At 62.1% G+C, this 22,863-nt stretch carries 23 protein-coding genes and 1 tRNA gene; 10 read left to right on the forward strand and 14 right to left on the reverse strand.

Features of this window, described 5'->3' with window-relative positions; all coding sequences use genetic code 11:
* Window positions 1–5: 5 nt before the first annotated feature.
* Window positions 6–860: a LysR family transcriptional regulator gene (locus tag AB5Y48_RS03495; RefSeq protein WP_060583854.1), complete on the reverse strand. Its 855-nt coding sequence runs from the start codon at window positions 858–860 to the stop codon at window positions 6–8.
* Between the two features lie 116 nt (window positions 861–976).
* Here AB5Y48_RS03495 and AB5Y48_RS03500 point away from each other — a divergent pair, with 116 nt between their 5' ends.
* Window positions 977–2,065: an agmatine/peptidylarginine deiminase gene (locus tag AB5Y48_RS03500; RefSeq protein WP_050667781.1), complete on the forward strand. Its 1,089-nt coding sequence runs from the start codon at window positions 977–979 to the stop codon at window positions 2,063–2,065.
* Between the two features lie 11 nt (window positions 2,066–2,076).
* Here the strand turns inward: AB5Y48_RS03500 and ydiK are convergent, their stop codons facing one another.
* The 3 genes from ydiK to AB5Y48_RS03515 are packed head-to-tail and all read right to left on the reverse strand — an operon-like array spanning window position 2,077 to window position 5,323.
* Window positions 2,077–3,168, reverse strand: a complete 1,092-nt coding sequence (ydiK, locus tag AB5Y48_RS03505) for an AI-2E family transporter YdiK (protein WP_368163758.1) — start codon at window positions 3,166–3,168, stop codon at window positions 2,077–2,079.
* Window positions 3,149–4,501 carry a bifunctional NUDIX hydrolase/phosphatase PAP2 family protein gene (locus AB5Y48_RS03510; protein ID WP_368163759.1) on the reverse strand — a complete coding sequence of 451 codons (1,353 nt, stop codon included), beginning with the start codon at window positions 4,499–4,501 and terminating at the stop codon, window positions 3,149–3,151. The genes ydiK and AB5Y48_RS03510 overlap by 20 nt, the downstream gene beginning before the upstream one ends.
* Before the next feature lie 57 nt (window positions 4,502–4,558).
* Window positions 4,559–5,323, reverse strand: a complete 765-nt coding sequence (locus tag AB5Y48_RS03515; RefSeq protein WP_368163760.1) for a substrate-binding periplasmic protein — start codon at window positions 5,321–5,323, stop codon at window positions 4,559–4,561.
* 122 nt (window positions 5,324–5,445) lie between these two features.
* On the opposite strand from AB5Y48_RS03515, the gene AB5Y48_RS03520 reads away from it, so the two are divergent.
* Window positions 5,446–5,862, forward strand: coding sequence for a hypothetical protein (locus AB5Y48_RS03520; protein WP_050667777.1), 417 nt, complete (start codon window positions 5,446–5,448; stop codon window positions 5,860–5,862).
* A 45-nt stretch (window positions 5,863–5,907) separates the two neighbouring features.
* Here the strand turns inward: AB5Y48_RS03520 and AB5Y48_RS03525 are convergent, their stop codons facing one another.
* Window positions 5,908–6,990, reverse strand: coding sequence for a hypothetical protein (locus AB5Y48_RS03525; protein WP_368163761.1), 1,083 nt, complete (start codon window positions 6,988–6,990; stop codon window positions 5,908–5,910).
* A gap of 186 nt (window positions 6,991–7,176) precedes the next feature.
* Between AB5Y48_RS03525 and AB5Y48_RS03530 the strand changes: the two genes are divergently transcribed.
* On the forward strand, window positions 7,177–7,473 hold the full coding sequence (locus AB5Y48_RS03530) for a DUF1496 domain-containing protein (protein ID WP_136612777.1): 297 nt from the start codon (window positions 7,177–7,179) through the stop codon (window positions 7,471–7,473).
* Window positions 7,474–7,686: 213 nt separating this feature from the next.
* On the opposite strand, the gene AB5Y48_RS03535 is transcribed toward AB5Y48_RS03530, so the two are convergent.
* The 4 genes from AB5Y48_RS03535 to AB5Y48_RS03550 all read right to left on the reverse strand — a co-directional run bounded on the left by AB5Y48_RS03535 (window position 7,687) and on the right by AB5Y48_RS03550 (window position 10,582).
* Window positions 7,687–8,178, reverse strand: coding sequence for an arginine repressor (locus AB5Y48_RS03535; RefSeq protein WP_050667774.1), 492 nt, complete (start codon window positions 8,176–8,178; stop codon window positions 7,687–7,689).
* A 205-nt stretch (window positions 8,179–8,383) separates the two neighbouring features.
* A complete protein-coding gene (gene pyrI / locus AB5Y48_RS03540; RefSeq protein ID WP_368163762.1) occupies window positions 8,384–8,842 on the reverse strand; it encodes an aspartate carbamoyltransferase regulatory subunit in 459 nt (152 codons plus the stop codon).
* 10 nt (window positions 8,843–8,852) lie between these two features.
* The gene (gene pyrB, locus AB5Y48_RS03545) at window positions 8,853–9,773 is read right to left on the reverse strand and encodes an aspartate carbamoyltransferase (RefSeq protein WP_050667772.1); all 921 of its coding nucleotides are present in this window, start codon (window positions 9,771–9,773) and stop codon (window positions 8,853–8,855) included.
* Between the two features lie 236 nt (window positions 9,774–10,009).
* Window positions 10,010–10,582: a hypothetical protein gene (locus AB5Y48_RS03550; RefSeq protein ID WP_050667771.1), complete on the reverse strand. Its 573-nt coding sequence runs from the start codon at window positions 10,580–10,582 to the stop codon at window positions 10,010–10,012.
* Window positions 10,583–10,795: 213 nt separating this feature from the next.
* Between AB5Y48_RS03550 and AB5Y48_RS03555 the strand changes: the two genes are divergently transcribed.
* Together AB5Y48_RS03555 and AB5Y48_RS03560 are read left to right on the forward strand one after the other, a co-directional pair.
* Window positions 10,796–10,872 (forward strand) — tRNA-Trp (locus AB5Y48_RS03555).
* A 196-nt stretch (window positions 10,873–11,068) separates the two neighbouring features.
* A complete protein-coding gene (locus tag AB5Y48_RS03560) occupies window positions 11,069–12,439 on the forward strand; it encodes a phosphatidylserine decarboxylase family protein (protein WP_368163763.1) in 1,371 nt (456 codons plus the stop codon).
* Window positions 12,440–12,522: 83 nt separating this feature from the next.
* Here the strand turns inward: AB5Y48_RS03560 and AB5Y48_RS03565 are convergent, their stop codons facing one another.
* Window positions 12,523–13,041 carry a TetR/AcrR family transcriptional regulator gene (locus AB5Y48_RS03565; RefSeq protein ID WP_368163764.1) on the reverse strand — a complete coding sequence of 173 codons (519 nt, stop codon included), beginning with the start codon at window positions 13,039–13,041 and terminating at the stop codon, window positions 12,523–12,525.
* 148 nt (window positions 13,042–13,189) lie between these two features.
* On the opposite strand from AB5Y48_RS03565, the gene AB5Y48_RS03570 reads away from it, so the two are divergent.
* Entirely contained in the window at window positions 13,190–13,810 is a 621-nt protein-coding gene (locus AB5Y48_RS03570) for a glutathione S-transferase family protein (protein ID WP_050667768.1), read from the forward strand.
* A gap of 24 nt (window positions 13,811–13,834) precedes the next feature.
* Complete coding sequence (locus AB5Y48_RS03575; RefSeq protein ID WP_050667767.1) at window positions 13,835–14,503, forward strand: glutathione S-transferase family protein; 669 nt, start codon at window positions 13,835–13,837, stop codon at window positions 14,501–14,503.
* 28 nt (window positions 14,504–14,531) lie between these two features.
* Here AB5Y48_RS03575 and AB5Y48_RS03580 read toward each other — a convergent pair whose 3' ends face one another.
* The gene (locus tag AB5Y48_RS03580; protein WP_224160314.1) at window positions 14,532–15,317 is read right to left on the reverse strand and encodes a hypothetical protein; all 786 of its coding nucleotides are present in this window, start codon (window positions 15,315–15,317) and stop codon (window positions 14,532–14,534) included.
* Window positions 15,318–15,398: 81 nt separating this feature from the next.
* Window positions 15,399–15,902, reverse strand: coding sequence for a thiol peroxidase (gene tpx / locus AB5Y48_RS03585; protein WP_050667765.1), 504 nt, complete (start codon window positions 15,900–15,902; stop codon window positions 15,399–15,401).
* Window positions 15,903–16,155: 253 nt separating this feature from the next.
* Here tpx and AB5Y48_RS03590 point away from each other — a divergent pair, with 253 nt between their 5' ends.
* Window positions 16,156–18,045 carry a methyl-accepting chemotaxis protein gene (locus AB5Y48_RS03590; RefSeq protein WP_136612785.1) on the forward strand — a complete coding sequence of 630 codons (1,890 nt, stop codon included), beginning with the start codon at window positions 16,156–16,158 and terminating at the stop codon, window positions 18,043–18,045.
* Between the two features lie 54 nt (window positions 18,046–18,099).
* Here AB5Y48_RS03590 and AB5Y48_RS03595 read toward each other — a convergent pair whose 3' ends face one another.
* Both AB5Y48_RS03595 and AB5Y48_RS03600 read right to left on the reverse strand, forming a co-directional pair.
* Window positions 18,100–18,633 (reverse strand): lipocalin family protein, encoded by a 534-nt coding sequence (locus AB5Y48_RS03595; protein ID WP_368163765.1) that lies wholly within the window; start codon window positions 18,631–18,633, stop codon window positions 18,100–18,102.
* Window position 18,634: 1 nt separating this feature from the next.
* Window positions 18,635–19,537 (reverse strand): AraC family transcriptional regulator N-terminal domain-containing protein, encoded by a 903-nt coding sequence (locus AB5Y48_RS03600; protein ID WP_368163771.1) that lies wholly within the window; start codon window positions 19,535–19,537, stop codon window positions 18,635–18,637.
* 135 nt (window positions 19,538–19,672) lie between these two features.
* Between AB5Y48_RS03600 and yqhD the strand changes: the two genes are divergently transcribed.
* Together yqhD and pntA are read left to right on the forward strand one after the other, a co-directional pair.
* Window positions 19,673–20,836: an alcohol dehydrogenase gene (gene yqhD, locus AB5Y48_RS03605; RefSeq protein WP_368163766.1), complete on the forward strand. Its 1,164-nt coding sequence runs from the start codon at window positions 19,673–19,675 to the stop codon at window positions 20,834–20,836.
* Window positions 20,837–21,334: 498 nt separating this feature from the next.
* Window positions 21,335–22,861, forward strand: a complete 1,527-nt coding sequence (gene pntA / locus AB5Y48_RS03610) for a Re/Si-specific NAD(P)(+) transhydrogenase subunit alpha (protein ID WP_050667760.1) — start codon at window positions 21,335–21,337, stop codon at window positions 22,859–22,861.
* Window positions 22,862–22,863 lie beyond the last annotated feature (2 nt).

Below are 22,863 nucleotides of genomic sequence, written 5' to 3' on the forward strand. Positions count from 1 at the left end.
GGGGCTCAGAATGCCTGGCGCAACCAGGTGAGCAGGGTACGGCAGTGGGGTATCTCGCGGCTCTCTCTGTGGATCAGCAGGTCCCAGCGGGGGCCCTTGACCCTGTGGGCTGAAAGGGGAAGCAGGCGCCCCTCCTCGAGAGCCGGTCGGGCCAGTAGTTCGCAGGCCAGGGCCACGCCCACACCTCCGATGGCGGCTTCCAGCAGCAGGCCGGGATCCGAGAAGTTGAATCCTTCCTCTCTCAGCCCGAGCCCGTCTCCCCCTTGCAGCAGCCAGCGTTGCCAATCCATCTCCCGCTCCCCGTGCAGGGTCAGTCGCTCCTCGGGTGACCGGTGGGCGATGGCCGGTGCCGCCACCGGCAGCAGCCAATCCTGATACAGGCTGTAGAGGTCGCAATCGGCCTGGGCCTTGAGGTTCGCATGGAGTGCCAGGTCAATGGTGTCGCCCTGCATGTCGGGGGGCTCGCTGCCGGTGACGAGCCAGAGATCGATCTCCGGGTGGCACTGGCGCAGCGCCGGGAGGCGGGGCACCAGCCAGTAGCGGGCCAACTCCTGGCTGGTGTGCAGGATCACCTGGTTGGGTTTCTGATACTGGTCGAGTCGCTTTAGGCCCGCGACCAGTTGTTGTAATACCTCACAGGTGGTGGCCTGCAGGTCGGCACCCGCATCGGTGAGGATCACGCCGCGGCCCTGGCGCAGGAAGAGGGGCTGGCCGAGCATCTCCTCCAGGCTTCGGATCTGCTGGCTGATGGCAGACTGGGTGAGATGCAGCTCCTCTGCCGCCCTGTGAAAACTGCCCAGTCTGGCGGCGGCCTCGAAGCCGCGCAGCACGTTGAGCGGGGGCCACTGTTTGAGTTTCATTGATTAGCCTTGCTTATCACTTTGTCGCTAAATTGATCGTTTGTTCCGCATGCATTGGACATCTAGCCTATCACTGTGTTGTGAACCTGTAATAAAAACTAATGATAGGAGTCAAGATGAACACTCGCCGTATCCTGCTCAAGATGATGGCCGCCCTGGGCGTGCTGGCCGTTACCCCCCTGGGGTGGGCCGATGCAGAGGAGTCTCTGGTCATGCCCGACGAGAGCGCGCCTCAGGAGCGAGTCTGGGTGGCGTTTGCCGCCAGTCGTGCCATTTGGGGGCGCTCGTTTCAGGAGGTGCAGGCCACCATAGGCCGACTGGTGCGCGCCATGACCCCTTTCACTTCGGTCACCGTGCTGTGTCGACCGGGTGAGGAGGTCCTGGCGCGGCGACTGTGTGGCGAGAGCAATACCCGTTTCATCCCGGTGGCTCTGGACGATATCTGGGTGCGTGACAGCGGGGGCGTCTTCGTGCGGGATGGGGACGGACTCGCCCTGGTGGACTTCAACTTCAACGGCTGGGGGGAGAAGCAGGAACACGCCAGCGACAGTCGGTTGGCGGCGGTGGTGGCCAGGGCCAGCGGGGCGCGTCATCTGCGGGCCAACATCACGGGCGAGGGAGGTGGCATAGAGGTGGATGGTGAGGGCACGGCGATCATGACCGAAAGCTGCTGGCTCAACGACAATCGTAACCCCGGAGTGGCCCGTGCCGAGCTGGAGGCCGAGCTCAAGGGGCTGCTCGGGTTACGGAAGATCATCTGGTTGCCGGGGATCAAGGGGCGGGACATCACAGATGCCCATGTGGACTTCTATGCCCGCTTCGTGCGTCCCGGCGTGGTGGTGGTCAATCTGGACAACGACCCTGACTCCCATGACTACGCCGTGACCCGCGAACACCTGGCCATCTTGCAGGGGGCGCGGGATGCCGATGGCAGGGCGCTGCAGTTGCATCTTCTGCCCCCACCGCGCCAGCCCAGGGATAACCGCTTCAGCCGCAGCCCCGACTTTGCCGCCGGCTATATCAACTATCTGCCGATCAACGGCGCCGTCGTGATCCCCCGGTTTGGTGATCCCGAGGCCGATGTCCACTGCCAGACCCTGCTCGGGGCGCTCTACCCCGGTCGCAAGATAGTGCCCGTGGACATAGACCCGGTGGCGGCAGGGGGCGGTGGGATCCACTGCATCACCCTGCATCAACCGTCCTGAGGGAAGTCGGGTCAGGTGGCCGCAGTGGGTTCCTGTACCCGTGCGGCGGCCTCTTTCTCCTCCCCTTCCCGGATCCAGGCATCGAGCAGGGTATAGGCCACGGCCAGCACAACCGGGCCGATGAAGAGGCCTATGATGCCGAAGGCAAACAGGCCACCGATAACCCCCACCAGGATCAGGATCAGGGGCAGGTCGGCCCCCTGCTTGATGAGGTAGGGGCGCAGGAAGTTATCCATGCTGCCGGCAAACAGGGACCACACCAGCAGGAAGGTGCCCCAGGTATTGTCGCCGCTCCAATAGAGGTAACCGATGGCACCGAGCAGCACCGGGAAGGGGCCTATCTGGGCGATGATCAACACGAACATCAACACCACCAGCACCATCACGTAGGGGATACCGGCGATCAGCAGACCGATACCGGCCACGGTGGATTGCACCAGGGCGGTGACCACTACCCCGAGGGCCACGGCGCGGATCGCCTGAGAGGCCAGCACGGTGGCGTTGTCTCCCCGCTCACCGGCCAACCGGTGGGCAAAGCGGCGAATGCCGTTGGCTGCCCGCTCCCCGGAGTGGTAGAGCATGCCGCAGACGGCGACGGTCAGCAGGAAGTGGACAAACAGCATGCCGAGATTGCCTGCCTGGGCCGCCAGCCACTTGGCCGTCTGACCCAGATAGGGGGTCAGCTTGGCAAACAGCACCTGACCGCCGCTGGCGAGGATCTGGCGCCACAACTCCAGCAGCTTGTCACCGACCAGGGGGATCTGTTGCAGCCAGAGGAGCTCGGGTGGGGTCGAGTGGTTGAAGGTTCCGGCCCACTCCAGCAGCAGGGGAACCTTCTCGGCCATGGTGGCCAGTGCCATGGAGAGCGGAATGACAAACAGCAACAGCAGGGCGCCGGTCATGACCAGCACGGCCAGGGCCCGTCGTCCCCATAGCAGGCGCTGTACCATTCGAAGCAGGGGCCAGGTGGCAATGGTGATCATGGTGCCCCAGATGAGGGCGGGCAGGAAAGGCCTGAGGACCCAGAGGCTGGAGATGATGAGAATGCCGATAAACAGCACTCCCAGGGTTACTTTGGCCAGGTCACGCTTCTTCTCGGGCATAGGTGTCGTTTCCAGGGGTTGCAGTGGGAGAGAGGAGCCAGATGCCTGCGCTCAGCCAGAGGCCGAGCAGTAGCAGGGAGCTCCATTGTAGTAACAAGATGGTGAAAGAGCTGCTCATCAGATGGGGGAGCTGCCACTGCAGCAGGCCACACAGCAGGCTGCCCAACAGGGCCAGCAGGGCCGTCGGCAGGGGAGGGCTGGCATGGCGCCGCAGGGGGAGCGATTGTCCCAGGCTCAGACCGGCTCCCAGGCTGGCCAGGGCGGCCAGTGAGCCGGACTGGGTCGGCCAGGCCAGCGCCAGAGCGAGCAGGCTCAGGGCCCACCATGCCTGGGGGCGGGCAGAGAGCCGGGCCAGTAATTCGGACTGGCTGAGCAGCAGAGCCCCCAGCAGCAAGCCTCCCAATACATCGGAGATGAAGTGCACTCCCAGCTCGATACGGGCCAGGCCAGTCAGCAGGGCCGCCAGTAGTGCCCAGATCAGGGGGTGGCGGCATCCCCGCCACTGGCGCAGCAGCAGGCCCCAGAAGAGCAGGGCGGTGGCCGTGTGGCCGCTGGGCATACCGAAGCCCCCACTGGCCTGCTCGGCCAGTTGGGGCACCAGATGGAAGGGGCGTGGCCAGCCGATGGCCAGCTTGCCGAGGGTGATGCAGAAGGCGAGGGTGCCCAGGGTGAAGAGCATGGCGCGCAGCCTGGGCCAACCCAACCAGGGCAGCAGCAGGGGAAGCAGCACCAGATAGAGGGCCTGTTCACCAAACAGGTTGGTTACCGCCAGCAGCGGGGCCAGAGGAGTGAGCCCGGTTTGCAGTCGTTCCAGCCAGGGCAGCTCGGTTCGATGCAGCAGATTGCCCTGCTGGCTAAAGTCGGTCAGCTCCTGTCGTGGGCTGTCGCTATTGGCAGGCAACTGTTCGGCGAGCCAGCGAGTCTGTTCTGGAAAGCGCAGTTCGACCTCGGGAGCACGGGGGTTGATGAGTCTGGCCTGGCGAATCTCGCCCCCCAGATTCGGGGCATGAAGCAGATTGACGCGCCCCTGGGGGGTCGCCTGCAGCGGGGTCGTGGTGCGACAGGCAAACAGTGCCGCCTGCTGCCAACGGCCGATGGGGGCGAGAATGTCACCCTTTAGCCCCGTCTCTTCGTAGAGTTCGCGCAGGGCCGCCTGCTCCGGCGTCTCTCCGGCATCGATATAGCCACCGGTCAGGCCGAAGCGGCCCGAGACACTGTCTTGTACCATCAGGACCCTGTCTTGATGCTGTACCACACAGACGGCCGCCGTCGGTGCCGCCGCGCTGGCTTGTCCCGCCAGCAGGGAGAACATGATGAAGAGGATGCGAACCACGATCTTTTCCCTCGCCTCGAATGGCTACAGGGTCACAGAAAGGGGAGGAGGGGGCAACTACTTCAGCAGGGGTGTGGCCGTCGGGTTGAGGGTAAAGTTGAGCATGTGGGCGTATTTGTCGGTCAGGGCGCGGTAGGCCTGGCTCTTCATTACCCGCTTCAGAGCCTGCTGGAAATGTTGTACCTCCTCGGGCGAGGTGGTCGGGTTGAAGGCGAAACAGCTCTCTTGCTGGCTCAAGGTCGCGACTATCTCGAACTCATCCCGGTTGAAGCCCATTCTGCCTATCTGGTGCAGGAGCAAGTCCTGGTTGGCCGAGACCAGGTCGGTACGAGACAGGGCCAGTTGGCGCACCACTTGCTCCATGCGATCCACCGACATTATGCCCTGTGGAGAGAGGCCCGCATTGAGCAGCAGTTGTTCGCCCACATCCGCCTTCATGGCGCCAATACGCAAGGCTCGAAGGTCTTCGAGGGAGTGAATGACATGCTTGTCCTGTTTACGGCCGATGAGTGAGATTTGGGAAACGCTGATGGGGCAGGCCCAGAGAAAATGGGGGGCACGGGCACGGGTGCGAGAGGTGGCAAAGAGTACCACTCCGGGCTGCTGGGTGAGCAGGTACCAGCCCTGGGACCAGGGCAAGAAGTGGATGGGGTGCTCCTTTTCCCCCATCTCCTGCCAGACCAGCTTTAGCAACTCGACGGAGAATCCGCTCGCCTCACCACGGGGGCCCTGGCCATTGAGGGGCTGGTTTTCTTCCGAGTAATAAGTGAGTGCCCAAAGAGGTAGAGTGCAACACCATAGCAGGATAAGGAGATGTCTCATCACGCCTCCATCACGGCGAAGATTATGGAATGTGTTTGAGTATAGGCTCCCGGGTTCATCCCATGACATGGCCCCCCTGCGGCGGCTATAGTTGGCAGGTTCTTATTATCAGTGGTCAAGACATGAAACAGTTTGCGTTTTTCCTCGGCATCACCCTGGGGGTGATCCTGATCCTGTTCGGCACAGTGGTGATCTTCCAGGCGCTGCCGGCGGCACTCGACGTACTGGAGATGCCGAGTCGTATCCCCTTCGTGCGAGAGGTCTACAACTGGTTGATGACCAGTGCCAACGGCCTGACCGCCAATCTGGAGCAGAACTTCCTTGAAGCCTTCCAGACCGTGCTCAAGCTGATCCTCTTGATGGCCTTCCTCTGGGTCTGCGTCAAGTTGGTTCACATGGGGGTCATCATCATCAGGGCCGGTGTGGACCTCATCCGTACCTCCATCGAGTTTGGTACCCGCCACTCTCAGCCGTCTGCCGAGCCGCCATCTCAGCTGCATCAGGAGCGCCCCCGAGAGCGGGAGCGCTACTACCCATAAACCCAAGAGGCCACCCAAGGGTGGCCTCTTCGTTTCGATTGCGCTTTAGTTCAGCAGCTTCTCCAGCTCGGCCTCGGCGGCGGCGCGGCTCTCTTCTCCCGCGGTCGCACTGGCTGCAGCCTGCTTGGCCGCTGCCGCAGTTGGCTTGTCGGTCATGGCCTTGCCTTGCTGCTCCAGCTCCCTGGCCTTGTCGGCAACCTGTTGCCCGACGCTCGCAGGCGCCTCTGCTTGCCCCTGTGCTCCGGGTTCCTTGGCCGGCGCTTTCCCCTTTTGGGCTAAGGCGGCAGGTGTGACGACCGCCGGGGCCTGGTCGATGGCCGAATGGGTGGGCAGGGGGACGACGCCCTGCTGGAGACTGCTGGCGGCTTTCTGCCCGGCCTGATTTGTGGCCTCGATGGCCACTTGCGTGCTGGCCTGAAGGGCTTGGTTCGTGGCCTGGGTGGCAACCTGAGTCCTGGTCTGGCTGGCTTGGTTTACCGCCTCGATGGCCGCTTGCGTGTCGGCCTGCCGAGCTTGATTTGTGGCCTGGGTAGTGGCTTGCGTCGTCGCCTGAGTCACACCCTGTTGAGCACTCTCCACCAGAGTCCGGGTACCGCTTTGCACCAGACCATTTACCGCCTGTTGCGGGTTGCTCAGGGTCTCCAGCGTCGAGCCGACGGCACCCAGCGCTCCGACGGCACCTTGGGCATTGCCGAGGGGGGCCTGCCAGGCCTGCATGGGGTTGGGCCAACTGGGCCGGGCTCCTGGCTCGGCGAACACCTTGGGACCCTGCTGGTCAACCAACATGACCGCCATCTGGTTGGTGTCCGAGTTCCACACCAGCCCCGCCTTGTCGCTCAGCCCGGGTACGGCGCGTGACAGGGCAAAGAAGAGAGGCCCCTCTTGCTGCAACTCGCTGGCAGTCTTGAGCAGGGTCATGGTGGTATCGTAGTGGGGTCCCAGTATGGCGGTCATGCGATCCTTGACCAGAGGCTGCTCGAAGAGGTTGACCTCGTTGGGGTCGAAACCGACCAGGGGCTTGAGCAGGGCCCACATCAACTGGCTACCCGGAGAGATCAGCAAGGGGGCGATACAGCCGCTCAGCATCAGGCTGAGCAGTGTCACCTTGATAAGGGAAACAACACGCATTGAAGCAAGTCCAAAACGAAAGGAGAGGGGCGTTCCGGCCCGCCGGCAGCCTTGGGATAAGCTGTACAGCAAATGGCCAGACGAGTCGGCGCGCAGGCTATCACAGTGGTTATGGAAAGCCAGAGGGGGCGATTAATATTTTCACGCCAGGGGTCGCTCTAACTGGGAACAGGCAAGAGGAGTCGAATGATGAAGTGGCATGTGTTGGGGCTGTTGAGTCTCTGGGGGGTGGGCGCAGGGGCGGCCCACGCCGAGGGGGATGCCCGCTTGTGGCTCCCCGTCAATCCGGGCGAGCGAGTCTGCTGGTATGAGGATCGCCGTTACAGTCTGGGGGCCGTGTTGGACCTGGAGAGTGGTCCACTGATCTGTGCTCCCCAAAATGAGCAGGAGAGTAATGGACCGCTCAGCTGGCATGCTCTTTCAGCCAAGCCGGAGCAACCCAAGGTGGAGAAGGGAGATAAACGTCTGCGGGTGGGAGCCTGAGGGGGGTTTTATTGATCCAGCTAAAGACAGGGGGAAGCGGTTTATCGCATAATGCCCGCCCCTGTCGTTACTCGCGGAATTGATCCATGTCCCGTCGCTTCTCCAACACTCATCGTCGTCGCAACAGCTGGTGGTACAAGCGTGTGCTGGCTCGTGAGCGCGCCGAGCGTGAGGCTCGCTCCGTACGGGATTGATCGAGCGAACTGACGCCGGTCAGTGCGCCTTCTTCAGGGTGCGGATCACCGCATCCCTGGTCTGTTTGGTCCGACTGATGTGCCTCGGGGCCACCAGCACCACATCATTACCGGCGACGGCCCCCATGATCTCCGGGTCGGCGTGGCGATCCAGCATACGGGCAACCACGGTAGCGGCTCCCGGAGTGGTGTGAATGAGCACCAGTTGCTGATTGCTCTCCACCGACTTGACCATGTCGTGAATCGAGCGAGCGCTGTCCCCGTTTTCCAGTTGTTCTTCCACCAGGGTGTAGATCTTCTTGCCGCTGGCGTTTTGCGCCTTGGCGACGCCGAGGCGACGCAGCAGCCGTGAGACGGTGGACTGGCTGATATCGGGGAAACCGAAGTGGGCCAGTTCGCGGCGGATCTCCTCCTGAGTGCCGTAGCAGTGGCGAGCGATGATCTGGCGGCAGGCATCCAGTTGCGCCGCATCGTGGTTAATCTCGCTATGCCCCGACAGGGTCTTGACCATAGAGCGCCTCCTCACGGCACAACCTCAGCACTAATCTTTGTGCTTTTACAGTTTATGCAGAGTAATTATCTGCTTATCCAATAAGCCTTCGAAAAACCCTCTGCGTAGGGCGGGAATTATAGCGAACAGGTCGAAAATCGATGTGACAGGGCTCAAAAAAGGGCCCGATAGGGCCCTGTTTAGTCATGATTGCTGCATAAACGCCTTAGAAGAGGGCGCTCACTATGTCCTGGGTGAAGGACTTCTCGCAGTATTTGCACTTCATCCGCACCGAGCCCTTCACCTCGCGAACCGCAAAGTGGCTGGCGACCGGCTCCTGGTGAGAGATGCAGTTGGAGTTGGGGCACTCGAACACCCCTTCGATGAACTCGGGCAGCTCGAGCTGGTGCTTCTTCACTACCTCAAACTCCTCGATGATGTTCACCGTTGCCTTGGGGGCGAACAGGGCCAGCTGGTTGGCCTGCTCTTCGGTCAGGCGGGTGTTCTCGATCTTGATGAGGTCTTTCTTGCCCAGCGCGCCCGACTTGAGATTGAAGCCGACGGTGATGCGTTCCTGGGTCTCCACCAGCTGGAACAGCTTGAGGATCTTGATGCCTTGCCCGGCCGGGATGTGGTCGATAACGGAGCCGTTACGGATGGCTTCTACTTGCAATTTCTCAGACATGCTCTTCCCCTCAGACAGTTTCGTTCAGTACCAGTGACAGCAGGGCCTGGCGTGCGTAGACGCCGTTCTCAGCCTGCTCGAAGTAGGCGGCGTGCGGTGTCTTGTCGACCGCGACCGTGATCTCGTCGACCCGCGGCAGGGGGTGGAGAATCTTCATGGTCGGCTTGGCGCCCTCCAGGGTCGGTACATCCAGAATGAACTTGGCGGCCATGTGCTTGTACTCGGTCTCGTCGAAGCGCTCCTTCTGTACCCGGGTCATATAGAGGACGTCGAGCTCGGGCATCACCTCTTCCATGGTCTCGTGCACGCTGAACGGGATCCCCTTCTCTTCCAGCTCCTCGCAGATGTACTCGGGCATGGCCAGGGCTTCGGGAGAGATGAAGAAGAAGCGGCAGTTGAACAGGCTCAGGGCCTGGGCCAGGGAGTGCACGGTGCGGCCGTACTTGAGGTCCCCGACGAAGGCGATGTTGAGGTTGTCCAGGCGCCCTTGCGTCTCGTGGATGGTGAAGAGATCGAGCAGGGTCTGGGTCGGATGCTGGTTGGCGCCGTCACCGCCATTGATGACCGGCACGGAAGAGAACTCGGAGGCAACCCGGGCTGCGCCCTCACGGGGGTGGCGCATCACGATGGCATCTGCATAGGAGCCGATGATCTTCAGGGAGTCGGCCAGCGTCTCCCCTTTCTTGGCGCTGGTGTTGCCACCATCGGCGAAGCCGATGATGTTACCACCGAGGCGCTGCACCGCAGTCTCGAAGGAGAGGCGGGTGCGGGTGGAGGGCTCGAAGAAGCAGCTGGCGATCAGCTTGTCTTGCAGCAGGCGGCGGTTCGGGTCGGCCTTCAACCGTTGTGCGGTTTCGACCACCAGTTCCATCTCGGACCGGGTCAGGTCGGAGATGGAGATGACGTGTTTCTTATAGAGTGGATTGGTCATCGTCTGCATTCCCTTTGACTGAGGTGGGGGGCAAAAAAAAAGCCCCTGAAACAGGGGCTTTTTTCAAAAAAAATTGGGGATCTGCGGGTCGGGAGCCAATAAAAACGGCGCCGTTGCGGTGCTGGGCACCGAAGGGGGCGACGCTGAATTGATGCATTATTGGCGATAACATAACCAGACCCTGAGCAAAATCGGAAGGATTATAGTGGCGAAAAAATCCTTGTCAAAACATTATTTCAATGGTCGATTTTGGGTTGGGCAAACGTTTTGCTGTCGACAACGGGCCGACAAATCCACACCGCATGGCGACTCTGCAGGGGATGATTCTCCTGTGCCAGGCAGCGCAGATAGGCGAGCCGGTGATGTCCCTCCAGCAGGGCATAGGGGCGGGGCATGGGCGTACCGTCCGGGTAGTGGTCTCCCTCGTCAGGGGCCAGCACTATGATGGGTTCGGGCCAGGTACCCTGAGTCAACATGTACTCTGCCAGCCAGGAGCGACGCACATAGCGATTGCTGCGCAGCATCTCGCTCCAGCGTTCGACCACCTCCATATGCCGGGTGTTGATGTCGCGGCAGATGATATCGAGGTCGAGCCAGGCGGGGAGAACCTCGATCCGGGAGAGATCGATAAAGCTCCAGTTGGATTCGAAGCCACGCCAGTGGCGGTAGATCCATTGGGCCAGCAGATTGGGGGGAATGCCGGGTAGCAGTGGACCGACCCGGATCAGATAGTCGGCCAGTGTCTCGGTTTGGGTCTCATCGCGAAAGTTGAGCGGTGCCAGCTGTTGCAGCAGCCTGTAATTAAGCATGTTTGCCTCCCTCCCGGCAGCTTTTCCTACCCTACTCCCAAAGCCGTGGCTTGCCCACCCCACAGGGATAAGCCGGCCATAAAATCAGCAGCTTATCTCTCTTAAATGGGGAAAATAGGACGGAACGGCGTAACTTTGTGCAAACGGTGCAAAGAGGGAGAAAAAAGCCTTTACCTTTGGTCTGCGCTTTGTATAATTCGCCTCGTTCTCTGCAGGGGCGTAGTTCCAATTGGTAGAACAGCGGTCTCCAAAACCGATGGTTGCGGGTTCGAGTCCTGCCGCCCCTGCCATTTCTTCAAGAAAAGCCGGCCTAGTGCCGGCTTTTCGCTTTCTGTCTCCCGCTCCAGCGTCTCTTCCAGCGCCTGTCGCTGCCGCTTCTGTCAATCGCGGTCGATGATCTCCTGTGCTACACCTTGCTGCGTTGCCCTCGCTCTGGCGTTTGTGCTGTCGGGCAGGCGAGGGCGTGATACCCAAGGAGAGCGACCCATGAACAAGGCAGTGGAGATGCATCGGAATCCGGCCCATGCCGGTGGCTGGATGCCCAAGGATCAGACTCATGTCGAGCGCTGGGTACAGCGCCTGCGCCACGCGGTGACCCATCACCCGCGCCCGCTGGTGGCGCCGGTGGCCGAGCTCAAGGCGCTGGTGGAGGGGGACCCGGCCCTGTACCGGCAGGCCGAGGCCATGTTCGAGGAGGCCTGGCAGCACCAGCACCTGACCCCGCTTGGTCAAGTCGAGGTGCGCAGCTTCGCCGAGTTCCTGCTGCTGCTCAACGGCATCATGACCACGGCCCCCGAGGCCTATCAGGATCTGCAGACCCAGGAGCCGTCCGGCCTCATCGGTTTTCCCATCAATGCCTTGCTCAACTGGCCCATGGCCACGGCCGCAGGTTACGGCTTCTTTGCCAACACGCTCGTCAATCAGCAGTTAAAGAAGGTGCTTGCCTACTGGGCCGAGTTCCTGCAAAGCCCCGCCTCCCGTTATGTGCTGACCGAGTCGGTAAGTCCCCTCGATCGGCAGACCCTGATCGTTCCCTGGCTGGGGGCGCTGGCCAAGTCGCAGATGGTGGCGGTGGCACGTGGTGCTCTGGGGGCAGGGGAGAACCCGACGCCGGCGCAGTTCGAGGAGATCTTTCACTGCACGCCGGAGGCCGAGTATGAAGGCTTCGCCAGCTGGGATGACTTCTTCACCCGTACTTTCCGATCCGGCGTTCGTCCAGTGTCGGCGCCGGATGACGACGCTGTCATCGTCAACGCCTGTGAGTCTGCTCCCCTGCAAGTCGTGAAGAGGGTACAGCGTCAGGAGGCGTTCTGGCTCAAGGGGCAGCACTACTCCCTCGACAACCTGCTCGACTTCGATCCTGGCGCCGCCGGGTTCGTCGGCGGTACCGTCTACCAGGCGTTCCTGAGTGCCCTCAGCTATCACCGTTGGCACAGCCCGGTGAGCGGCACCGTACGTTCGGTCAAGGTGGTCAACGGCAGTTACTACCTGGCCAACCGCTACCAGGGCTTCGCCAACCCGGCGGGGGCCGATCCGAGCGCCCCCAACCAGTCCCAGCCCTTCCTTACCGCGGTGGCTACCCGCGCCCTCATCTTCATCGAGGCGGACAACCCGCGCATCGGTCTGATGTGCGTGGTGCCGGTGGGAATGGCCGAGGTGTCGAGCTGCGAGGTGATGGTGCGCGAGGGCCAGCGGGTCGAGAAGGGGGATTTGCTCGGCATGTTCCACTTCGGCGGCTCAACACACTGCCTGCTGTTTCGCCCAGGGGTCGAGCTGGAGTTTGACTTCTACGGCCAGCAGCCCGGGCTGGAGGCGAGCAACCTGAGGGTCAATACCGCGTTGGCGCGGGTTCGCTGAGTCGAGGATGTGAGAGATGGGCCGCCGTTGGGCGGCCCTGGCTTTTATCAGGTGCACCGGGTGGCTCCGACCGTGGAGGTGTATCAGGTTCTCCAGCTTAGGATCTGTTCGCGCAGCACATGGAGGGCACTTTCCAGCAGCTCGAACTGACCCGCCTTACCCAGCACCCGAATTCCCTGTAGCTGCATCACCAGATAGGCGGCCAGGGCAGTGGCCCGCTCGCTGGGGAGGGTGCGGCCAAGCACCTTGGCGAAAGCGTGGTTGAGCGCCGTAAGCAGTTCGCTGGCGATCCGTGTCACCTCTTCATCCGCCACACCGCGCTCCAGCACTGCATTTTGCATGAAGCAGCCGTATTTCTGCGCCTTCTGCTTGGCGGCGAAGGCCTCCACCAGCTCGAGCAGATCGTCCAGGGTCCCCTGATCCGATTCGAGCCGAGCCAGCCCCGGTAGTCCCCGGGTGTAGAGGTAGTGACGCAGCGTCTCCCGATAGAGGGTCAGCTTGTCGCCATAACTGTTGTAGAGGCTGAAGCGGTTGATGCCGAGGTGATTAACCAGATCGGCCACCGAGGTGCCCTCATACCCCTTCTGCCAGAAGAGCTCCATGGCCTGCTCCAGTTTCTCATCTCTGCAAAAATTACAACTTCTTGCCATCGTACTCTCTCGCTCATGAAGGGGTGAACGTCATTGTTGACCGTTCGTTCCGTTATGCGTTAGGTTAACCTAACTGATCGTTCAGAAAAAGAGAGAGCACATGATAATCCATGAACTGGCCCCCACGCCGAGCGCCCGTCGAGTCAGCATCTTCCTGGCCGAAATGGGGATAGAAGTGCCCAGATCGCAGGTAGATCTGCGCAGTGGTGACAACCTGAAACCCGAGTTTCGGGCCAAGAGCGTCAATGGTCGTATTCCCATGCTGGAGCTCGACGACGGCACCTGTCTGTGTGAGACCATGGCCATCTGCCGCTTCTTCGATGCCGGCTCTCCCCGTGCTTCGAGCCTGTTTGGTGACACAGCGTTGGAGCAGGGCCAGGTGGAGATGTGGAACCGCATCCTGGAGCTGGAGGGGATCATGGTTGCCTTTCAGGCCTTTAGAAACCTGACCGGCTTCTTCCGGGATCGGGAGCGCTGTGTCGAAGCCTGGGGGGTGGAGTCCAGAGCGCGCCTCGAGGAGCTGCTACCCCGCCTCGAGGCCCGCATGGATGGACGGGAATACGTGGCCATCGATCGCTTCAGCGTGGCGGATATCACGGGCTATGTGTTGCTCGATTTCTGCCGTCAGCGGCTGGAGATCGAAATTGAGGGGCGTTACCCCAACTTGAGCCGCTGGTACCAGACACTTCATGCCCGTCCCGCCATCGCGGCCCTGGGCTAATGCCATCGAACCGAGGAGCCTCTTATGATTGAGTTCTATACCGCTGCCACCCCGAATGGGCACAAGGTGGCCATCGCCCTGGAAGAGATGGGGATTGACTATCGGGTCCACCCGCTCGATCTGTCGCGGCTGGATCAGAAACAGCCGGCGTTTCTGGCCATCAACCCCAACGGGCGCATTCCGGCCATCATCGACACCGATAACGGTGACTTCGCCGTCTTCGAGTCGGGGGCCATACTGCTCTACCTGGCCGAGAAGAGTGGCAAGCTGCTGCCCGGCGATCCCAAGGCCCGTTCACAGGTGATCCAGTGGCTCATGTTCCAGATGAGTGGCGTAGGCCCCATGATGGGGCAGGCCAACGTCTTCTACCGTTATTTCCCCGAGAAGATTCCGGCGGCCATCGAGCGTTACCAAAAAGAGGGGCGTCGTCTGTTCGAGGTGATGAATGGACAATTGGAGCAGCACCCCTACCTGGCCGGTGAGGAGTACAGCATTGCCGATATCGCCACCTTCCCCTGGGTGCGTATCCACGAGTGGAGCGGTATCGATATCTCGGGCCTTGGCGCCCTGCAAGGGTGGCTGGCCCGGATCGGTGAGCGTGAGGCGGTGCAGCGTGGCCTGCTGGTACCCCCTCCCAGCGAGCTGTCTGCCGAGGAGCGCGCCGAGCGAATTCGTAACATGGTGACCCGCTGAGTTCAGGTGCCGCCCTCGTGGCGGCACCCTATTCGGGAGCTTCCAGCTCGAGACGCACTCTCTGCTCCAGCCGCAGTGGCTTGAGGTATTGTCGAAAGTAATGATCCAGCAACTTGTCCATCAGGCCGCTGCGCTCGGCCTGGCTCAAGGCGTGTTCCAGTGTATCCCGGTACTTGGCGGCGGCCGGCGAGAGATAGAAGCGAAAGTCTCTGTGATAGACCAGCAATAGTCCCGGCTCTATCTCGAGGGCCGGGTAGCGCGCCGCCTCTGATTGGACCTCGTTGACGCCCCGAGAGAAGTAGTTGATGCCCCGATCCGGGGTGAGCATGGTAAAGAGCTGGCGCCACTCCCCGTCCCGCACGTGATAGGGAAGCCGATTCGCCTGCCATACCCGTTCGTCATACCAGCCGGCGCCCAATCCCCCCACCTTGCCCAAGGCGCGAAACGACGCCAGATCCCTGACCCCCTCATAACTCTTGGCATCCCCTTTCGGAATGAGCAGCACCCGCTGCCCGATGAGCCCCCGGGTCAGGTCTATCCGGACCGGGGTCAGCAGGCGATCCCGCTCTGCGCTCTGCAGCATCCAGAGCAGATCTATCTGGTTATCCGCGACCAGCCGCTGCAGGCGTTTCTGGGGGAGATGGGCGAAGGGTTGGCGTATGGTCAGGGTGACGCCGGTGTCCGCAAGGGACTCTTGCAACAGCGCGTGGTAGTAGCGATGAGAGCCATCCTCGAAGGCGGGCAGGGTGAGGGTGAGCTCGGCCGCCTCCAGCCTGGGGGCGAGAAGCAGTAGCAACAGCAGGAGTGGATACACGGCTTGGACCTCGGCTAACGGCTCTGTTGAGCATAGCCTCCCGGTCAAAATGGGGTGGGCCCGGCAGGGCCCACCGGGATATCAGGCGAGGGCAGCCAGGGCGGCGGCGTAGTTTGGCTCCTGGGTCACTTCGCTAACCAGTTCGGCGTGCAGCACCTTGTCCTGCTCGTCCAGCACCAGCAGGGCGCGGGCGGTGAGGCCGACCAGAGGGCCGGAGGCGATGGCGACACCGTACTGCTCCATGAAGTTGGCACCGCGCAGGGTGGAGAGGGTGATGACCTTGTCCAGCCCCTCGGCGCCACAGAAACGGGCCTGGGCGAAGGGCAGATCGGCGGAGATGCAGAGGACGACGGCGTTGTTCAGGGCGCTCGCCTCGGCATTGAACTTGCGTACCGAGGTGGCACAGACCGGAGTATCGACGCTCGGGAAGATATTCAGGATCTTGCGTTGCCCGGCGAAGCTGGCCAGGGTGACGTCAGCCAGATCCTTGCCGACCAGGGTAAAGGCAGTGGCCTGCTCACCGACGGCGGGGAAGTGGCCGGCGACCTCGACAGGCTGGCCTTGCAGAGTGATGGTGTTGCTCATGTTTACTATTCCTGTTTTTGTTTTACATGTTCTTGCGCACTATACCCACTCGGGGCGGGCCGGCACACCAAAAGTAGCCGTTAAATTGTCAGTAATGGTTGCCTGCCCTTCCTTTTGCCCCGGCGATCTTCGCCCTTCACTCCTGACCAATCAGTTATTAGCTGGCTTCACTAAAGTCCCTCTTTGACGATGCCGATAGCCATTAACCATATGGGGGTATTTTCCTCCTGTCATCGTAACAAGGAGCTGTGTCATGACTCTCTCTCTACGCGGCAAGCTGCTCGCCACCAGCTTGGGTGTCGTTTTACTGGTGGCCTCCCTGCTCGGCGTGGTCGCCTTCCAGACCCTCAAGAGTCGAACCCTCGCCTCTATCCAGAGTGAAGCCGTCAACTATGGGCACGCCTATGCCTCCGGAGTGGGGGAGTGGATGGCGGATCGCCGCCAGACAGTCAGTGCGCTGGTTAACGTGATTGCCGCCGATCCCGACAGTGCGCTGGTGCCTCATCTGCAGCAGGCTCTCACCTCGGGAGGGTTTGGTCTCGCCTACTTCGGTTCGGCGCAGGGGGTCATGACACGCAATGATCCCTCCCTCAACAAGGGGGATTATGATCCGCGCGCGCGTCCCTGGTACCAGGATGCGGTGAAGGCCGGTCAGCAGATCGTGACCGCTCCCTATGTGAGCGTCACCATGCAGAAGCTGGTGGTGACCCTGGCCGAGCCGGTACGTCATCAGGGCAAGATCATCGGCGCCGTAGGTGCCAACCTGGCGCTGGACAAGCTGATCGACGAGGTGCTGGCCATGAAGGTGCAGGGGGAGGGCTACGCCATGCTGCTGGACAGCAGTGGCCTCATCGTCGGCCATCCGCAGAAGGATCTCGCCCTCAAGCAGGTCAGCGAGCTGGCTCCCGGCCTCTCCGGCGCCGGATTCAGGCGCTGGAGTCAGGAGCAGGTGTTGCAGCAGGCAACCCTGGATGGACGGGAGGTTCTTATCTCGGTACAGGCCGTGCCCAACAGCGACTGGCTACTTGCCATGGTGATGTACAAGGATGTGCTGCACGCCCCCCTCACCACCCTGCTGTGGCAGTTGGTGGGGCTGACCCTGGTGTTGCTGCTGGTGTTCGGGGCGCTCTTGATCGCCATCTTCAACTACCTGTTCGCCGATCTCGGCCGGGTCTCCAGGGCGTTGGCCGATATCGCTCACGGTGAGGGGGACCTCACTGTGCAGATCGAGACCCGCAGTCAGGACGAAGTGGGTCAGCTGGCGCGCAGCTTCAACCAGTTTGTCTCTCGCCTGCACGGTATCGTCAGCCGCCTGCGTGATGTGGCCACGGCGCTGGCCGAGCAGTCGCGTTTGCAGGCCGCCGGGGCCGAGGGACGGGCGCGTCAGGTCAAGCAGCAGCAGGACGAGATCGTCATGGTCGCCACCGCCGTCACCGAGATGGCCTCGGCAACCCAGGAGATTGCCGGCAACGCCGAATATGCGGCCAGCACGGCCGGTGATGCGGTCAAGTTGGCCCAGCAGGGGCAGGGCCAGGTGGGCCAGAGCCGCACCAGCATCAACAGTCTGGCGGACGAGGTGGGGGGCGCCGGTCAGGTGATCACCGAACTCGACCAGCATGCCCAGCAGATAAGCTCCATTCTTGCCACCATCAGCGGTATCGCCGAGCAGACCAATCTGCTGGCCCTCAACGCCGCCATCGAGGCGGCCAGGGCCGGGGAGCAGGGACGCGGCTTTGCGGTAGTGGCGGACGAGGTGCGGGTGCTCTCCCAGCGCACTCACGCCAGCACGGCCGAGATCCAGGGGATGATCGAGACCCTGCAGCAGACCACCCGGCGGGCGGTCGGTGGCATGGAGACCAGCCGCGACCTTGCCGGTACCAGCGTGGAGGATGCCAATGCTGCCAACGACAGCCTGGTGCGCATCAACGAGGCGATCGGCTCCATCAGTGACATGGTGACCCACATAGCGACGGCCGCCGAGGAGCAGACTTCGGTGACCGCCGAGATCAGCCGCAATACCGAGAATATCCGCACCGTGGCCCATGGCTTTGCCGAGCAGGCCCGGCAGGAGGCCGAGCAGGCGGCGGCTCTGCGTCAGCTTACCGAACAGCTGGCGGCAGAGGTGGGACGTTTTCGCCTGTAAGGGGGGTGTATGAGTGAAACAGGGCGGCCAGTGGCCGCCCTGCTTCATGAGGGATCAGCCGGGTGGGACTGGGTTCTGCTCGACCCAGATGAGGGCACCGGTGTCGAAGCCGAGGGTGCGGGCCTGCTCGACCAGGGCCTGCACCTTTTCCCTGGCGGGGGTCGGAGAGCGCGACAGGATCCACAGGTACTGCAGGTTGTAGCTGCTCACCAGGGCGAGGTCATAGTCCGTCGCCAGCACGTTGTAGCTGCCGTAGAAGGGGCCGAAGAAACTCACCTTGAGGCGTCCCTCGTCCTGCGCCCCCACGAAGTAGGCGCGTCCCTCGGCCTCGCGCCAGCTGCCATCGGGCGCCTGGCCGCGGTTGATCACCCTGACCCCGCCATCGCCGCGCAGGCTATAGGTGGCGGTGACCCGATGGAGGTCCCGCTCGAAGCCGTGTTCGAGGCGGGCAATCTCGAACCAGGTGCCGAGGTAGCGCTCGAGGTGGAAGGGCTTGACCACCTGTTGCCCCTCGGGAATGCCGGTGCAGGCTGCGGTCAGCAGGAGCAGAAAAGCCAGGAGCAGAAAAGCCAGGAGCGGTGCGCGCATATTATCCCTCCACTATGTTCATTTGCCCTTCGCGATAACGAGAGGTGTGCTCGCTCGGGGTGTCGCCGAAGAAACGCTTGTACTCGCGGCTGAACTGGGAGCCGCTCTCATAGCCGACCCGCCCGGCCGCTACCCCGGCCTTGAGGCCGTCGTTGAGCATCATCAGGCGCGCCTTGTGCAGGCGCAGGGTCTTGATGTACTGCAAGGGTGAGGTTGCGGTGGCCGCCTTGAAGTGGTGATGGAAGGCCGACACGCTCATGTTGGCCTCCCGGGCGAGCTCCTCCACGGTCAGGCTCTCGGTGAAGCGCTGCTCCATGATACGCAGCACCCGGGCTATCTGGCCCAATTGACTGTGGCGGCTGGCGAGGGCGAGCAGAGCGGGACCGCCACCGTCGTGCAGGGCATGGAACAGGATCTCGCGCACTATCTGGGGGCCCAGCACCCGGGCATGCAAGGGTTTGTCCATCACCTCGATGAGCCGCTCGACGGCGCACAGCATGATCTCGGAGAGGGGGACCGAGAGCACGCCGCGTCCCGGGTCGGCCATCGGGGTCGGCACGGCGTCCCCCATCTCCAGCAACAACTCCTGCAGGGCGGCCATGTCGATATCGATGGAGAGGCCCACCAGAGGTTGCTCGGGAGAGGCAAAGCATTCGCACTCGCACGGCAGTGGCAGGGTCATCATCAGGTAGTGCTTGGGGTCGTAGCGGAAGGTGAAGTCCGAGAGATAGCCCACCTTGTGTCCCTGCAGGATGATGATCATGCGCGGCCGGTAGAGCACAGGGATGCGGTCGTGGTGCTCGGTGGTGTAGATGAGGTGCACCCCGGGTACCGGAGCCGGCGTGATGCCCTGGCCGGGAGCCAGGGCGCAGAGGCGGCTGGCCAGGGTCGACTGGTGTGTCATTCGCTTGACTGTGCTCATTTCTCTAAGTTCAGTAGGAATAGGCAATATATAGGCAGGAAGTTGCCTTGATGGTAGATGCGTTTGGGAGAAAAATGCAACAAATCCTGTTTCGGTTGTTCCCAGCGAGGAGATCCCATGAACAACTTTATGTTGCACACCCCGACCAAGGTCCTGTTCGGTGAGGGGCAGATCGCCGCCCTGCGCGATCAGATCCCGTCCGATGCTCGCGTCCTCATCACCTATGGCGGCGGCAGCGTGCTGCGCACCGGCGTGCTGACCCGCATCCGCGAGGCCCTGAGTGGCATGACCCTGTTCGAGTTCGGCGGCATCGAACCCAACCCCTCCTACGAGACCCTGATGGGGGCGGTAGCCCTGGCCCGCGCCGAGCGTATCGACTTCCTGCTGGCAGTCGGTGGCGGCTCTGTGCTGGACGGCACCAAGTTTATCGCGGCGGCGGCGCCCTACGCGGCCGACAAGGACCCCTGGCACATCCTGGAGACCGTCGGCGGCGAGGTGCAAGGCGCCATCCCGCTTGGCGCCGTGCTCACCCTGCCGGCCACCGGCTCCGAGATGAACATGGGGGCCGTCATCACCCGCAAGAGCACCGGTGACAAGCAGCACTTCTTCTCTCCCTTTGTCATACCGCGCTTCGCCGTGCTCGATCCGGTGCTCACCTACACACTGCCGGCGCGTCAGGTGGCCAACGGCGTGGTGGATGCTTTCGTGCATGTCATCGAGCAGTACATCACCTACCCGGTCGATGCCAAGGTGCAGGATCGCTTCGCCGAGGGGCTGCTGCTGACCCTGCTGGAGGAAGGCCCCAAGGCGCTGGCCGAGCCCGACAACTACGCGGTGCGCGCCAACATCATGTGGAGCGCTACCCTGGCCCTCAACGGCCTGATTGGTGCCGGTGTGCCCCATGACTGGTCTACCCACATGCTGGGCCATGAGCTGACCGCCCGGCACGGCCTGGACCATGCCCAGACCCTGGCGGTGGTGCTGCCTGTGATGCTGGATGCGCAGCGCGACAGCAAGCGCGCCAAGCTGCTGCAGTACGCCGAGCGGGTGTGGGATCTGCGCGACGGCAGCGAGGCCGAGCGCATCGATGGCGCCATCGCCGCCACCCGCGCCTTCTTCGAGCGCATGGGGGTGCCGACCCGGCTGCGCGACTACGGCATCGAGCAGCCGGACATCGAGACCATGCTGGCCAAGCTGGAGGCGCGCGGTTATACCGCCCTCGGCGAGCAGGGGAAGGTCACTCTGGCACTGAGCCGGCATATTTATGAGGCGGCGCGCTAACCGGCTGCCTCGTTTCCACAGGGACGACTCACTGGACCCCGCGTACGCCATGACAGGCGGACGACGGGGTCGCATCTGTTACAAAAGTGTTGTTTTTTGAGACTTGATGGCGAGAACGTGGCCAGTGACCACTTTTGTAATAACAAAAAACGCTAAGCTAGAGGCCGCCAAAAATAATTTTTTTGACTGGTTGGAGTTCTCGATTCAGTCAATCGCTTTGTTATAAGTGATTCATGTAGTTTGTTTTTTTGGTGCGAAGGGTGCCCCGGTTCGAAATCTGTACAGGGGGGGGAGAAGGTCCGGTTGTCATAAAACTCCAAAATTTGATACTAATCACGTTCGCACCGGAAAAGCGGGGGAGGGGCAGTAACAGGATGTTGTCGTGCCTGCCACTGATTTTCTTAACAAAACACTTGTCGGCCTGCGCTGGGCCGAGCCTGTTTGTGTCATCAAACAGGCGCAAGGTTGCGATTATTTAATAACCATCAGGGAATAGTCATGCAGATTGGAATACCGAGAGAGAGTCTCGCCGGTGAAACCCGGGTCGCCGCGACCCCGGCCACCGTCGAGCAGCTGAAAAAGCTCGGCTTCGAGGTGGTGGTAGAGAGCGGCGCCGGTCGCCTCTCCAGCTTCGATGATGCCGCGTTTGTGGCTGCGGGGGCAGAGGTGGCCGAGAGCGTCTGGAACGCCGACCTGATCTTCAAGGTCAATGCGCCGACCGACGCCGAGATTGCGCTGATCAAAGAGGGGGCTACCCTCGTCAGCTTCATCTGGCCGGCCCAGAATCCCGAGTTGGTCGAGAAGCTTTCCCAGCGCAACATCAATGTGATGGCGATGGACATGGTGCCGCGGATCTCCCGTGCCCAGGCCCTCGACGCCCTCTCCTCCATGGCCAACATCGGTGGCTACCGTGCCGTGGTGGAAGCCGCTCACGAGTTTGGCCGCTTCTTTACCGGTCAGATCACCGCTGCCGGTAAGGTTCCCCCTGCCAAGGTGCTGGTCATCGGTGCCGGTGTGGCCGGTCTGGCTGCCATCGGTGCCGCTGGCTCCCTCGGTGCCATCGTGCGTGCCTTCGATACCCGTCTGGAAGTGGCCGAGCAGATCGAGTCCATGGGTGGGGAGTTCCTCAAGCTGGACTTCGGCGGCGAGGATGGCTCCTCCTCAGACGGTTACGCCAAGGTGATGTCTGACGAGTTTATCGCGGCCGAGATGGCCCTCTTCGCCGAGCAGGCGAAGGAAGTGGACATCATCATCACCACCGCCCTGATTCCGGGCAAGCCGGCGCCGAAGCTGATCACCAAAGAGATGGTCGACAGCATGAAACCGGGCTCGGTCATCGTCGACCTGGCGGCCGCCACCGGCGGTAACTGCGAATACACGGTGCCGGGCGAGCTGCACGTCACCGAGAGCGGCGTCAAGGTGATCGGTTACACCGATCTGCCGGGTCGTCTGCCGGCCCAGTCCTCCCAGCTTTACGGCACCAACCTGGTGAACCTGATGAAGCTGATGTGCAAGGAGAAGGATGGTAACGCCGTCATCGACTTCGAGGACGTTGTCATGCGCAACATGACCGTCATCAAGGCCGGTGAAGTGACCTTCCCGCCCCCCGCCATCTCGGTCTCTGCCGCGCCGCAGAAGCCTGCCGCCGCCAAGCCGGCCGCCAAGAAGGAGGAGGCCAAGCCCTCCAACAAGAAGTTTGTCTGGGGAGCGCTCGGTATCGCCGCCTTCGGCTGGATTGCCTCGGTCGCGCCGGCAGAGTTCCTCTCCCACTTCACCGTCTTCGTGCTCTCCTGCGTGGTCGGTTACTACGTGGTGTGGAACGTCTCCCACGCCCTGCACACCCCGCTGATGTCGGTGACCAATGCCATCTCCGGCATTATCGTGGTCGGCGCCCTGCTGCAGATCGGTCAAGGGTCGGCCCTGGTGACCGGGCTGTCGTTTATCGCCGTGCTGATTGCCAGTATCAACATCTTCGGTGGCTTCACCGTTACTCAGCGCATGCTGAAGATGTTCCGTAAGGATTAAGG

The organism is Aeromonas sp. R6-2 (assembly GCF_040908155.1).
In the GTDB taxonomy this organism is placed as follows: Bacteria; Pseudomonadota; Gammaproteobacteria; order Enterobacterales; family Aeromonadaceae; genus Aeromonas; species Aeromonas schubertii.

Excerpts from the sequence above, each read along its gene's own strand:
- yqhD (WP_368163766.1), top strand. The coding sequence starts at position 19,673 with ATGAACAACTTTATGTTGCACACCCCGACCAAGGTCCTGTTCGGTGAG.
- AB5Y48_RS03515 (WP_368163760.1), bottom strand. The coding sequence starts at position 5,323 with ATGAGACATCTCCTTATCCTGCTATGGTGTTGCACTCTACCTCTTTGG.
- pyrB (WP_050667772.1), bottom strand. The coding sequence starts at position 9,773 with ATGACCAATCCACTCTATAAGAAACACGTCATCTCCATCTCCGACCTG.
- AB5Y48_RS03600 (WP_368163771.1), bottom strand. The coding sequence starts at position 19,537 with ATGACACACCAGTCGACCCTGGCCAGCCGCCTCTGCGCCCTGGCTCCC.
- ydiK (WP_368163758.1), bottom strand. The coding sequence starts at position 3,168 with ATGCCCGAGAAGAAGCGTGACCTGGCCAAAGTAACCCTGGGAGTGCTG.
- pyrI (WP_368163762.1), bottom strand. The coding sequence starts at position 8,842 with ATGTCTGAGAAATTGCAAGTAGAAGCCATCCGTAACGGCTCCGTTATC.
- AB5Y48_RS03520 (WP_050667777.1), top strand. The coding sequence starts at position 5,446 with ATGAAACAGTTTGCGTTTTTCCTCGGCATCACCCTGGGGGTGATCCTG.
- pntA (WP_050667760.1), top strand. The coding sequence starts at position 21,335 with ATGCAGATTGGAATACCGAGAGAGAGTCTCGCCGGTGAAACCCGGGTC.
- AB5Y48_RS03550 (WP_050667771.1), bottom strand. The coding sequence starts at position 10,582 with ATGCTTAATTACAGGCTGCTGCAACAGCTGGCACCGCTCAACTTTCGC.
- AB5Y48_RS03590 (WP_136612785.1), top strand. The coding sequence starts at position 16,156 with ATGACTCTCTCTCTACGCGGCAAGCTGCTCGCCACCAGCTTGGGTGTC.
- AB5Y48_RS03500 (WP_050667781.1), top strand. The coding sequence starts at position 977 with ATGAACACTCGCCGTATCCTGCTCAAGATGATGGCCGCCCTGGGCGTG.
- AB5Y48_RS03595 (WP_368163765.1), bottom strand. The coding sequence starts at position 18,633 with ATGCGCGCACCGCTCCTGGCTTTTCTGCTCCTGGCTTTTCTGCTCCTG.
- AB5Y48_RS03560 (WP_368163763.1), top strand. The coding sequence starts at position 11,069 with ATGAACAAGGCAGTGGAGATGCATCGGAATCCGGCCCATGCCGGTGGC.
- AB5Y48_RS03530 (WP_136612777.1), top strand. The coding sequence starts at position 7,177 with ATGATGAAGTGGCATGTGTTGGGGCTGTTGAGTCTCTGGGGGGTGGGC.
- AB5Y48_RS03565 (WP_368163764.1), bottom strand. The coding sequence starts at position 13,041 with ATGGAGCTCTTCTGGCAGAAGGGGTATGAGGGCACCTCGGTGGCCGAT.
- AB5Y48_RS03495 (WP_060583854.1), bottom strand. The coding sequence starts at position 860 with ATGAAACTCAAACAGTGGCCCCCGCTCAACGTGCTGCGCGGCTTCGAG.
- AB5Y48_RS03575 (WP_050667767.1), top strand. The coding sequence starts at position 13,835 with ATGATTGAGTTCTATACCGCTGCCACCCCGAATGGGCACAAGGTGGCC.
- AB5Y48_RS03525 (WP_368163761.1), bottom strand. The coding sequence starts at position 6,990 with ATGCGTGTTGTTTCCCTTATCAAGGTGACACTGCTCAGCCTGATGCTG.
- AB5Y48_RS03570 (WP_050667768.1), top strand. The coding sequence starts at position 13,190 with ATGATAATCCATGAACTGGCCCCCACGCCGAGCGCCCGTCGAGTCAGC.
- AB5Y48_RS03535 (WP_050667774.1), bottom strand. The coding sequence starts at position 8,178 with ATGGTCAAGACCCTGTCGGGGCATAGCGAGATTAACCACGATGCGGCG.
- tpx (WP_050667765.1), bottom strand. The coding sequence starts at position 15,902 with ATGAGCAACACCATCACTCTGCAAGGCCAGCCTGTCGAGGTCGCCGGC.